12 protein-coding genes and 1 pseudogene are annotated in these 10568 nt (G+C 71.8%); 7 read left to right on the forward strand and 6 right to left on the reverse strand.

Annotated features, from left to right (window positions below):
• On the forward strand, positions 1–778 hold a 778-nt coding region (locus GTW40_RS03055; protein WP_161178591.1), incomplete at its 5' end, for a DUF5937 family protein.
• 1 nt (position 779) lies between these two features.
• Here GTW40_RS03055 and GTW40_RS03060 read toward each other — a convergent pair.
• The 3 genes from GTW40_RS03060 to GTW40_RS03070 all read right to left on the reverse strand — a co-directional run bounded on the left by GTW40_RS03060 (position 780) and on the right by GTW40_RS03070 (position 2330).
• On the reverse strand, positions 780–1541 hold the full coding sequence (locus GTW40_RS03060; protein ID WP_161178592.1) for a hypothetical protein: 762 nt from the start codon (positions 1539–1541) through the stop codon (positions 780–782).
• Positions 1542–1695: 154 nt separating this feature from the next.
• Positions 1696–1989, reverse strand: coding sequence for an MTH1187 family thiamine-binding protein (locus tag GTW40_RS03065; RefSeq protein ID WP_161178593.1), 294 nt, complete (start codon positions 1987–1989; stop codon positions 1696–1698).
• Entirely contained in the window at positions 1986–2330 is a 345-nt protein-coding gene (locus GTW40_RS03070) for a DUF3817 domain-containing protein (protein WP_161178594.1), read from the reverse strand. The genes GTW40_RS03065 and GTW40_RS03070 overlap by 4 nt, the downstream gene beginning before the upstream one ends.
• Positions 2331–2520: 190 nt before the next feature.
• Here GTW40_RS03070 and GTW40_RS03075 point away from each other — a divergent pair, with 190 nt between their 5' ends.
• From GTW40_RS03075 to GTW40_RS03090, 4 genes are all read left to right on the forward strand, one after another.
• A complete protein-coding gene (locus GTW40_RS03075; RefSeq protein WP_161178595.1) occupies positions 2521–3159 on the forward strand; it encodes an AIM24 family protein in 639 nt (212 codons plus the stop codon).
• Between the two features lies 1 nt (position 3160).
• Positions 3161–3811 (forward strand): AIM24 family protein, encoded by a 651-nt coding sequence (locus tag GTW40_RS03080; RefSeq protein ID WP_161178596.1) that lies wholly within the window; start codon positions 3161–3163, stop codon positions 3809–3811.
• A complete protein-coding gene (locus tag GTW40_RS03085) occupies positions 3808–4614 on the forward strand; it encodes an AIM24 family protein (protein WP_161178597.1) in 807 nt (268 codons plus the stop codon). Before GTW40_RS03080 ends, GTW40_RS03085 begins: the two co-directional genes overlap by 4 nt.
• Positions 4615–4706: 92 nt before the next feature.
• Positions 4707–5183: a MarR family transcriptional regulator gene (locus tag GTW40_RS03090; RefSeq protein WP_161178598.1), complete on the forward strand. Its 477-nt coding sequence runs from the start codon at positions 4707–4709 to the stop codon at positions 5181–5183.
• 93 nt (positions 5184–5276) lie between these two features.
• On the opposite strand, the gene GTW40_RS03095 is transcribed toward GTW40_RS03090, so the two are convergent.
• The 3 genes from GTW40_RS03095 to GTW40_RS03105 all read right to left on the reverse strand — a co-directional run bounded on the left by GTW40_RS03095 (position 5277) and on the right by GTW40_RS03105 (position 9167).
• A complete protein-coding gene (locus tag GTW40_RS03095) occupies positions 5277–6647 on the reverse strand; it encodes an MFS transporter (RefSeq protein WP_202485310.1) in 1371 nt (456 codons plus the stop codon).
• A 277-nt stretch (positions 6648–6924) separates the two neighbouring features.
• Positions 6925–7893, reverse strand: coding sequence for a methylmalonyl Co-A mutase-associated GTPase MeaB (gene meaB / locus GTW40_RS03100; RefSeq protein WP_161178599.1), 969 nt, complete (start codon positions 7891–7893; stop codon positions 6925–6927).
• A 74-nt stretch (positions 7894–7967) separates the two neighbouring features.
• Positions 7968–9167: an acetyl-CoA C-acetyltransferase gene (locus tag GTW40_RS03105; protein WP_202485311.1), complete on the reverse strand. Its 1200-nt coding sequence runs from the start codon at positions 9165–9167 to the stop codon at positions 7968–7970.
• A 149-nt stretch (positions 9168–9316) separates the two neighbouring features.
• On the opposite strand from GTW40_RS03105, the gene mce reads away from it, so the two are divergent.
• Both mce and GTW40_RS03115 read left to right on the forward strand, forming a co-directional pair.
• A complete protein-coding gene (mce, locus tag GTW40_RS03110; RefSeq protein WP_018544542.1) occupies positions 9317–9757 on the forward strand; it encodes a methylmalonyl-CoA epimerase in 441 nt (146 codons plus the stop codon).
• Positions 9758–9962: 205 nt separating this feature from the next.
• Positions 9963–10568: pseudogene (locus GTW40_RS03115) on the forward strand (hypothetical protein); the annotation flags it as partial.

Consider the following 10568-nt stretch of genomic DNA (forward strand, 5'->3'; position numbering starts at 1 on the left):
CAGTTCGCCGGACTGGCTCTGCCCCCCGCCGCTCGGGCCGCTGACGTCGTTCGCGGACGAGATCGCGGCGGTGCGGGCGGCCGATCCGGAGGCGGCGCGGGCGGAGACGGCGCGTTCGCTGGCCTGTACGCCGGGGGCCCTGGAGTCGGCGCGCGGCCGGGCGTGGCTCGCGGACCCCGCGCGGATGGTGCGGGAGCTGGCTGACCTTCTGGAGGCGGCCTGGCGGGTGCTGGTGGCGCCGGAGTGGCGCCGGCTGCGGGCGCTCCTGGAGGCGGACGTGGCCTTCCATTCGCGCAGGCTGGCCGAGGTGGGCCTGGGCGCGCTGCTGCCGGAGCTGGACGGACGGCTGTCCTGGGACGGGCGGACGCTGACGCTGCCGCACGGGCGGTACGCGCGCGATCTCGGCGGCCGGGGTCTGCTGCTGATGCCGAGCGTGTTCTGCTGGCCGGACGTGATCACCGGTTTCGAGGCGCCGTGGCAGCCGATGCTGGTGTATCCGGCGCGGGGCATCGGCGAGCTGTGGACCGAGCCCGCCGGGCGGACCCCGCAGGCGCTGGTACGGCTCCTCGGACGCAACCGCGCGGCCGTCCTGACCGCGCTCGGCGAACCGGCGACGACCTCGGCCCTGGCCCACCGGCTCGGCCTCGCCCCCTCCTCGGTCTCGGACCATCTGACGGTCTTGAAGGCGGCGGGCCTGCTTACCGCGACCCGGCACGGCCACCAGGTGCTGTACGCGCGCACCCCGCTCGGCACGGCACTGACGGCCGGGGCCGCCTGAGTCAGCTCGCCTGCTCCTCCAGGGTCCGCAGGACACCCGGGGTGCGGGGCTGGGTGACGGGCGAGCGCAGACAGCGGCGGGCCGCCGGGGTGCCGGGGAGCGGGGACTTGAACAGGGCGGCGGAGAGGACGAGCACCAGCAGCAGGGGGCACAGGAAGGCGAGCACGGGGGCGAGGGGGCCGAGCAGCGGGAGCATGGGCTCCAGGCCGAGCCCGGCCGCACAGGCGGTCAGGACGAGGGTGCGTACGGCGAGTTCGGCCAGCCAGTTGGCGAGGGCGCGCTCGGGGGTGATGCCCCGCTCCAGCCACAGCCGCAGCCGGTCGAAGGACCAGGCGGTGGCCCAGACCGTGAGCGGGCGCAGCAGCAGCCGGTCGGCGAGGGCGCCGGGCCTGCCCCAGCGGGGGCGGTAGTCGTAGCCCGTGAGGAAGCGGACGCCATGGGCGTCGGGGACGTAGCGCCAGTAGCCCCTGCCCTCGGCGAGCGGGGAGAGGGGGTGCGCGGAGGTGAAGCGCAGGGCGGAGGTGCGGGTGCCGTCGGGGCGTTCGCGCTCGTCGGCGGCGAGCCCGGTGCCGTGGACGGTGAGGAACGGCAGCAGCCGGGCGCGGTAGCGGAAGGGGCGCGGCGCGGTCCGCGGAGCGGGGTGGGGAAGGTACTCGATCTCGCCGATCCTGAGGTCCCAGCGGCGGCGGTGGGCGGGGTCCTGGGTGCGGGTCCAGAGGTCGTCCAGATCGGTGCGGATGTGCGTCTCTATGTAGAGACCCATGTGGTGTTCCCCCACGTCGGAGCGGTGTTTCAGGCTCAAACTACCCGGAGGATCATGCTGTCTTCGCCGCCGTGGCGGCCGGACCGGGCGGGGGACGACCGGACCCCGGCCGCCAGGGGCGGGCCGGGGTCCGGGTGGGGGGCGTCGCGGGATGTCACCCGGCCAGGTGACGCTCCACGGTCTCGACCTTCGAGGTGAGGCCGTCGGTGACACCGGGGCGGATGTCGGCCTTGAGGACGAGGGAGACGCGCGGGGCCCGGGCCTCGACGGCGGCGACGGCGCGCCGGACGACGTCCATGACCTCATGCCACTCACCCTCGATCGAGGTGAACATGGCGTCGGTGCGGTGGGGCAGGCCCGACTCGCGGACCACGCGGACGGCGTCGGCGACGTACTCCCCCACGTCCTCGCCGACACCGAGGGGCGTCACGGAGAAGGCGACGATCATGCGTTCACGACTCCCTCGCGGCGGGCGCGGGCGGCCATGACGGCGGCCTCGGACTCACGGCGCAGCCTGCGCTCGGCGAAGAAGCCGCCGGTGGGCAGGACGGAGAGGACGAAGTAGAGCGCGGCGGTGCCGAAGCTCCACTTGGCGCGGTTCCAGGCGTCGATCCAGAAGAGCACGTAGAGGACGAACAGCACGCCGTGGACCGCGCCCATCACGGGGACGGCGTTGAAGTCCGTGGTCCGCTTCAGCACCGAGCAGACGAGCAGGATCAGGAAGGACACGGCCTCGGGCGCCGAGACCAGTCGCAGGCGTCGGATGGCGGATGCTGTCTTGAGGTCCACGGGTCACCTTCGGTGGGGGAGGTCGCTGGGGCGTGGGCGCGGTCGCCCGGTGAGCGGCTCATGATCCTTTGTGAACGGAAGCACAAGCGTCGCCACATTGTGGCAAACAGTGCCCCTAGGGGTGCGGTCAGGGTCGTTCTCCACCCGGGGGCCCTGTTCTCTCCACCCGGCCGGGGGCTACTTTCGCGGTGTGGCGACGTTCCGACTACAGGGCAGCAAGGTGCTCGCCGTCGACATGACCGGGGATGCCGTGAAGGCGAAGAACGGCTCCATGGTCGCGTACGACGGGCAGATGGCCTTCAAGAAGCTGAGCGGCGGTGGCGAGGGTCTGCGGGGCATGGTGACCCGGCGGCTGACCGGCGAGCAGATGACGGTGATGGAGGTGAGGGGGCAGGGGACCTGCTGGTTCGCGGACCGGGCGTCCGAGATCAATCTCGTGACACTCCGGGGCGACAAGCTCTGGGTGGAGTCGAGCAATCTGCTGGCGACGGACGCGGGGCTGCGCACGGGTACGGCGTTCACGGGCCTGCGCGGCGCCTCGCAGGGCAACGGCCTGTTCACCACGACCGTCGAGGGCAACGGCCAGGCGGCTCTGCTGTCCGACGGCCCGGCGGTGGTGCTCCGGGTCTCGCCGCAGTACCCGCTGACGGTGGACCCGGGGGCGTACATCGCCCACCAGGGGGATGTACGGCAGTCCTTCCAGTCGGGCGTGACGTTCCGCACGCTCCTCGGGGAGGGCGGCGGCGAGGCGTTCCAGATCCGTTTCGAGGGCGACGGGCTGGTGTACGTCCAGCCGAGCGAGCGGAACACGATCGCGGGGGATCTGTGACATGGGCTTCCGGGAGATCAACTCGAAGATGATCGAGGCGACGGTCTCGCCCGGCGCGCGGCTGTTCAGCCAGCGCGGGGCGATGCTCGCCTACCGCGGGGAGGTGTCGTTCACCCCCAGCGTCCAGAGCGGGCAGGGCGGCGTCATGTCGATGCTCGGGCGCCGGGTGGCGGGCGAGGCGGCCCCGCTGATGTCGGTCGAGGGCAGCGGCACGGTGTTCTTCGGGCACGGCGGCCACCATGTGCAGGTGATCAACCTGACCGGCGACACGCTCTACGTGGAGGCGGACCGGCTGCTGGCCTTCGAGGGCTCGCTGCGGCAGGGCACGATGTTCATGGGCTCGCAGGGCGGCGTCATGGGCATCGTCCGGGGCCAGGCGACCGGCCAGGGGCTGTTCACCACCACGCTCCAGGGCCATGGCGCGGTCGCCGTGATGGCGCACGGCGGTGTCTTCGGGATACCGATCACCCCGCAGCGCCCGGTCCATGTGGACCCCCAGGCGTACGTCGCCCATCACGGCGAGGTCCGCAACCGGCTCTCCACCGCGCTCGGCTGGCGCGACATGGTGGGCCGGGGCTCCGGCGAGGCGTTCCAGCTGGAGCTGAGCGGCAGCGGCACGGTCTATGTCCAGGCATCGGAGGAGAAGCTGTGAGCGCGTACGCGGGTGCCGGGGGGCCGGTGGTGTTCGACCCCGTGACCCTGCCGGCCGACGACAACGTGAACCCGTACACGTTCTGCGTGGAGCTCAAGGGCAGTCAGTGGTTCCTGCAGAAGGGGAAGATGATCGCCTATTACGGGGCGATCGAGTTCAACGGCATCGGGCACGGGCGGCTGGACCGGCTGGTGCGTTCCTCGTTCCATTCGCCATTGCACGCGAGCGACTGGGTCGTGGCGGAGGGCTCGGGCAAGATGCTGCTCGCGGACCGGGCGTTCGACGTGAACTCGTACGACCTGGACGAGGGCAATCTGACCGTTCGCGCAGGCAACTTGATCGCTTTCCAGCCAAGCTTGGCACTCAAACAGTCGATCGTGCCCGGCTTTCTCACACTGATCGGCACGGGGAAATTCGTGGCCGCCTCCAACGGCCCGGTGGTGTTCATGGAGCCCCCGATCCGGGTGGACCCCCAGGCACTGGTCGGCTGGGCCGACTGCCCGTCACCCTGCCATCACTACGACCACGGCTATCTGACCGGCGTGCTGGGCGGTCTACGTGCGATGACGGGGCTGGGCGGGGCCTCCGGGGAGGAGCACCAGTTCGAGTTCGTCGGCGCCGGGACGGTGCTGCTGCAGTCGACCGAGGTGCTGATGGCGGAGCGGGAGACGGGTGCGGTTCCGTCCGAACCGGGGGTACCCGGAGGGGGTGGAGCGGCGCCCGGCGGCCCTGTCACAGGGACCTCAGGAGTACCGCGCCTTCCCGGACAGCTGGGGGATCTCCAGCGTCGCTTCGGGCTGTGAGCGGTAGTCTGCGGAGTGTGACGTCGAACGCGTGCGCACAGTCACATCACCCAGAGTAGTTCGTCATTCAACATCTTAGGTAGACTTCATTCATGGAGACCGAGACGGCCACGCACTGGCTGACCGATGCGGAGCAGTGCGCCTGGCGCACCCACCTGGAGGTCAACAGGCTGTTGACGTACCAGCTCGAAAAGGATCTGCAACCGTTCGGACTGACCATGAACGATTACGAGATCCTCGTCAATCTGTCCGAGTCCGAGGACATGCGGTTGCGGATGAGCGATCTCGCCACCGCCACCCTCCAGTCCAAGAGCCGGCTCTCGCACCAGATCACCCGCATGGAGAACGCGGACCTGGTGCGCCGGGAGAACTGTGAGTCGGACCGGCGCGGACTGTATGCCGTGCTGACCGATCACGGCCTGGAGACGATGAAGAAGGTCGCGCCCCACCATGTGTCCTCGGTGCGCCGCCACTTCATCGACCTGCTCTCCCCCGACGCCCTCCAGGACCTGAACAAGTCCCTCAAGCCCGTCGCGGAGCATCTGCGCACCCAACGCGGCCGCCTCTGACACCCACCAGAGCGGCCGGGCGAAGGCGCGGTATCCCGGCCAACCCGCCGGACCGCGCCTCCGCCCCGGGCGGCCTCGGCCGCCGACTCCCGCCTACCGCACGGCGGGCACCCCGGACGCACCGGCCTCGCCGGTGGGCGCTTCCGACACCCCGGCCACACCGGCGGCCGTTCCTGGCACCTCGGCTTCCGAGACCCCGGCTTCTGCCATCCCGGCCCCGGTGACGGACCCCCCGCCCGGCCCTCGCGCGACGACGGTGACAGCCGCCGCGGCCAGCGACGCGGCACCGGCCAGCGCGAAGCACAGGGGCAGCGGCAGCCGGCCGATCAGCGCCCCCGCCACCAGCGCCCCGCTCGAATTGCCCCCGTTCACCGCCATGTTCACCCAGGCTCCGGCCTGGGTGCGGGCGCCCTGCGGCGCCATCTCGTCGGCCAGCAGATACGAGGTGGTCAGCGTCGGGGCGATGAAAACGCCCGTGAGGACCATGGCCGCGGTGAGGGTCCACAGGTCGGGCGCGAGACCCGCCGCCGCGATCATCAGGCCCAGCCCCGCCGTGAAGCGGGCCAGCCGTGCCCGCGCGGACAGCCGCCAGTCGATCGCACCGTTCGCGAGACCGCCCAGCGCGCTGCCGACCGAGAGGGCGCCCAGTGCCCAGGGGACGAACGCGGTGTCGTAGGAGCCCCGCTCGGCGTAGGCGGTCACCAGCAGTTCCACCCCGCTCAGCGCGAGCCCGGCCCCCGCCGCCACGACGACCGGGACCAGCAGCCCCGACACCCCGCGCGACCCGGTCCGGCGGGACGTGGCGCGTCGCTCCGTGCCCGGCCCCGTGCGCGACCCCGTGCGCGGCCCGGTCATCGCCGGGGACGTGATGAACGCGGCCGTCCCGCCGACGATCAGCAGCGCGCCCAGCAGGATGCCGGAGGCCGGGGGCGCCCAGGTGATGAGGACGCCCACCAGGACCGGACCGGAGACGAAGAGCAGTTCCTCGGCGACTCCGTCGAGGCTGTAGGCGCGGCGCTGCAGATGCCGGTCGGTGACGAGTTCGGACCACAGCGCGCGCATGACCGGTCCCAGCGGGGGCGCGCAGGCGCCCGCGAGCGCGGCGGCCGCGCCGATGAGCGCCGCCGGGGCACCCGGGCGCCAGAGAAGCGCGGCCAGGACGCAGAGCAGGACGGCGTACAACGTGGCCATGGGCAGCAGGGCGCGGCGCGCGCCGTACCGGTCGACCAGGGACGCGCGCAGCGGCATCAGGAAGACCGCCGCGCCGCCGAACAGGGACATCACCATGCCGGAGACGGCGTAGGACCCGGTGGCGCGGTTGACGGAGAGCAGGACGGCGAGCGGGGCGACGCCGTAGGAGAAGCGGCCGGTGAGTGCGGCGGCGAAGGTGCGGCGCGCGTGCGGGACGCGGAGGACGGCGGCGTACGAGGGCGCGGCGGGGCGCGCGGAAGCGGGCGCGGACATGCGCGGGGTTCCTCACGGGAGGCGGGACAGGGCGCGACGGTGCGCCGCGCGAGGTGCCGGCCGTGTGCCGGGAACCCGCGCGGGCATGGGCGCGCGCTATGCCAAGAGGAGGAACATGTGGATCAAGCTAACAGCGGGAGCGGCGGAGCGGTAGCGGTTTCCCGGAAGCGGTCCCGGGCCCCGGTCGGGGGCCGACGGCCGGGCCCGCGTCGGTTCTCCCCAGGTCCCGCGCCGGTTCTTCCCAGGTTCCCGCGCCGGTTCTCCCCGGTCTCCCGGGTCAGTTCTCCCCCGGCTCCCGGGTCAGTCCGGCGAGCAGCTGGTCCGCCGCCGCGTACGGGTCCAGTTCGCCCGTGGCGACGCGTCCCGCGAGGCTGGGGAGGTGGTGGGCGCCGTGGAGGTCGCCGATGCGCTCGCGCAGGGCCGTGACCGCGATCGTCTCGACCTCGCGGGCGGCGCGGGCGCGGCGGCGTTCGGTGAGGACGCCGTGCTCCTCCATCCAGGCCCGGTGCTTCTCCAGGGCCTCCACGACCTCGTCGACGCCCTCGGAGCGGGCGGCGACCGTCTTGACGATGGGCGGGCGCCAGTCGCCGGGGCCGCGGGCCTCGCCGAGGCCGAGCATGTGGTTCAGCTCGCGGGCGGTGGCGTCAGCGCCGTCGCGGTCGGCCTTGTTGACGACGTACACGTCGCCGATCTCCAGGATTCCGGCCTTGGCCGCCTGGATGCCGTCGCCCATGCCGGGGGCCAGCAGGACGACGGAGGTGTCGGCCTGGGAGGCGATCTCGACCTCCGACTGGCCCACGCCGACGGTCTCCACGAGGATCACGTCGCAGCCCGCCGCGTCCAGGACGCGGATCGCCTGCGGGGCGGCCCAGGCGAGGCCGCCGAGGTGGCCGCGCGTGGCCATGGAGCGGATGTAGACGCCGGGGTCGGAGGCGTGGTCGGACATGCGGACCCGGTCGCCGAGCAGGGCGCCGCCGGAGAACGGGGAGGACGGGTCGACGGCGAGGACGCCGACCCGCTTGCCCTGCTTGCGGTAGGCGGTGACGAGCGCGGAGGTGGTGGTCGACTTGCCGACGCCCGGCGAGCCGGTCAGCCCGACGACGTAGGCGTTGCCGGTCAGCGGGGCCAGCGCCGCCATGACCTCCCTGAGCTGCGGGGACGCCCCCTCAACCAGGGAGATCAGCCGGGCGACGGCCCGGGGCCGCCCTTCTCGCGCCTCGGCCACCAGAGAGGAGACGTCCCGCATCGATACAGCTCCGTTCACTCGCACCGTCGGCCACTCGCGCCGACGGTCACTCATCACCGCCGGAAAAGGATTCCTCAGGCCTTCGGTACCCGCACGATCAGCGCGTCACCCTGCCCGCCGCCCCCGCACAGCGCGGCCGCGCCGACCCCGCCGCCCCGGCGCTTGAGCTCCAGCGCCAGGTGCAGGACGAGCCGGGCGCCGGACATGCCGATCGGGTGGCCGAGGGCGATGGCGCCGCCGTTGACGTTCACCTTTTCCGTGGACACGCCGAGGTCGTTCATTGACTGCACGGCGACCGCCGCGAACGCCTCGTTGATCTCGATCAGGTCGAGGTCCGCGACCGCCAGGCCCTCCTTCTTCAGGGCGTGCTGGATCGCGTTGGACGGCTGCGACTGGAGCGAGTTGTCCGGCCCGGCCACGTTGCCGTGCGCGCCGATCTCCGCGAGCCACTCCAGGCCCAGCTCCTCGGCCTTGGCCTTGCTCATCACGACCACGGCGGCGGCGCCGTCCGAGATCTGCGAGGCGGACCCGGCGGTGATGGTGCCGTCCTTGGCGAAGGCCGGCCGCAGCTTGCCGAGCGACTCGGCGGTGGTGTCGCCCCGGATGCCCTCGTCCTTGCTGAAGAGCACCGGCTCGCCCTTGCGCTGCGGGATCTCCACCGGGGTGATCTCGGCCTCGAACAGGCCGTTCTTCTGCGCGGCGGCGGCCCGCTGGTGGGACAGCGCGGCGATCTCGTCCTGCTCGGGGCGGCCGATGCCGAGCCGGGTGTTGTGCTTCTCGGTGGACTCGCCCATGGCGATGCCCTCGAAGGAGTCGGTCAGCCCGTCGTGGGCCATGGAGTCGAGCATCTCGACGGCGCCGTACTTGTAGCCCTCACGGGACTTGGGCAGCAGATGCGGGGCGTTGGTCATGGACTCCTGGCCGCCCGCGACCACGATGTCGAACTCGCCCGCGCGGATCAGCTGGTCCGCGAGCGCGATCGCGTCGAGCCCGGAGAGGCACACCTTGTTGATGGTGAGCGCCGGGACGCTCATCGGGATGCCCGCCTTGACCGCCGCCTGGCGGGCCGGGATCTGGCCCGCGCCGGCCTGGAGCACCTGGCCCATGATCACGTACTGGACCTGGTCGCCGCCGATGCCGGCGCGGTCGAGAGCGGCCTTGATGGCGAAGCCGCCCAGGTCGGCACCCGAGAAGGACTTCAGCGAACCGAGCAACCGTCCCATGGGCGTCCGCGCGCCCGCGACGATCACAGAGGTGGTCGTTCCAGAAGACATGAGCTGCGATCCCCTTACCGGCCTGCACAGCCGAGGAGTGAACGAGGGTTTACTTCGAATGTACTGACCGGTACCGGAAGACGTCACCGGGCGTACGGTGTGATCGCGCGCACGTTGCGTAACCACCTCGCACGCGCTGCACTGAAAACATGCTGACGCGAATCGACCACATCGGGATCGCCTGCCACGACCTCGACGCCACCGTCGAGTTCTACCGGACCACCTACGGCTTCGAGGTGTTCCACACCGAGGTGAACGAAGAGCAGGGCGTGCGCGAGGCCATGCTCAAGATCAACGAGACGTCCGACGGCGGCGCCTCCTACCTGCAGCTCCTGGAGCCGACCCGCGAGGACTCCGCGGTCGGCAAATGGCTCGCCAAGAACGGGGAGGGCGTCCATCACATCGCCTTCGGTACGGCGGATGTGGACGCGGACTCCGAGGAGATCCGCGGCAAGGGCGTACGCGTTCTGTACGACGAGCCACGACGTGGGTCCATGGGGTCGAGGATCACCTTCCTGCACCCGAAGGATTGCCACGGAGTCCTGACAGAACTGGTCACTTCGGCCTCGGTTGAGTCACCTGACCACTGACCTTCGTACATAAGGGCCGGTAGGGTTGGGGGCGGTCGTCTCCGAACACGGGGGACGACCGATGCCGGGGTCCGGGTTGGGGGACGAGCGTCGGGGCAGCAGCCCGTGCTCCGCCGATGATCTGACACCATTCCCCGGGGGCCCCGTTCGGCGGACGGACGGAGCTCGTTGGAGAAGCTGACCAGGGGACGGATGGGACCGCGCAGTGCGGGGCTACGAGAGCCAGGAGCGAGAGCCGGCGGCTGACGTCGACCACCTCTCTCGGTTCGAGGCCGAGATGAAGCGGCTGAAGACCGAGCGGGAAAAGGCGATCCAGCACGCCGAGGACCTCGGCTACCAGGTCGAGGTGCTGCGCGCCAAGCTGCACGAGGCGCGCCGCACCCTCATGACCAGGCCCTCCTACGAGGGCGGCGACATCGGCTATCAGGCCGAGCAGTTGCTGCGTAATGCCCAGGTGCAGGCCGAGCAGTTGCGGCAGGACGCGGAGCGGGAGCTGAGTCAGGCCCGCGCGCAGACCCAGCGCATCCTGCAGGAGCACGCCGAGCAGGCGGCCCGGCTGCAGGCGGAGCTGCACCAGGAGGCGGTCACTCGTCGCCAGCAGCTCGACCAGGAGCTGGCGGAGCGCAGGCAGACCGTCGAGTCGCACGTCAACGAGAACGTGGCGTGGGCCGAGCAGCTGCGCGCCCGTACCGAGCAGCAGGCGCGCCGGCTGCTCGACGAGTCCCGCGCCGAGACCGAGCAGGCGATGGCCGCCGCCCGCGCGGAGGCCGAGCGGCTGACGCGGGAGGCCCGCGACCGGCTGCGCAACGAC

The organism is Streptomyces sp. SID4985 (assembly GCF_009863025.1).
Lineage (GTDB): Bacteria > Actinomycetota > Actinomycetes > Streptomycetales > Streptomycetaceae > Streptomyces.